1 protein-coding gene is annotated in these 556 nt (G+C 31.8%); it reads left to right on the forward strand.

Annotation, left to right across the window (positions count from 1 at the left end):
• Positions 1-496, forward strand: a 496-nt coding sequence (locus QL995_RS21700) for a hypothetical protein (protein ID WP_290295088.1), incomplete at its 5' end; no start/stop codon positions are given.
• Positions 497-556: the final 60 nt, after the last annotated feature.

A 556-nucleotide genomic window follows, 5' to 3' on the forward strand; every position in this document is an offset into this window, starting at 1 on the left:
GTTAGTATGCAGGGAGGCACTTTTGAAATTATCAATATCTCTTTTACTATTACTATTTAGCTTCAATACTATTTCTAAAGATCTATCAATTGAACTGCTCAACCTAATTAAAGAAGAGTCATTTTTATATTCTTTAGATCTTAACTCTTTTAAATTAAATGAAAATAAAAGTACAGATAACACGGTTAGCGCTGTATCAGAGCATAATTACAGTATTAAAAATCAATCATTAGTTATCAATAATTCCGCAATTTTTGATGCTAACGAAATCCTTTTCGTAAAACGATTTGAAAATTTTGACTTTGTCATAATTCGAGAAACTTATAACTCCTTTAGTAACCCACTTAAGCTATTAGTAGCGGTTGCAGGTCATCCTATGCAAATTACAAAAATATATGCTTTAAAAATAAAGTCGGGTAAAGTTGAAGATGATATTCGCTTAATAAAGCAAGATAACGCATCATCTTGGGTAGTAAAGGTGGCAATTGCAAACTAACAAACCAATTATTCCGACCTCAACTCGCTGCGCTCTTTTCGTCGGCATATTGGGGCGTTA

Source organism: Pseudoalteromonas sp. APC 3358 (assembly GCF_030408075.1).
Taxonomy (GTDB): Bacteria; Pseudomonadota; Gammaproteobacteria; order Enterobacterales; family Alteromonadaceae; genus Pseudoalteromonas; species Pseudoalteromonas arctica.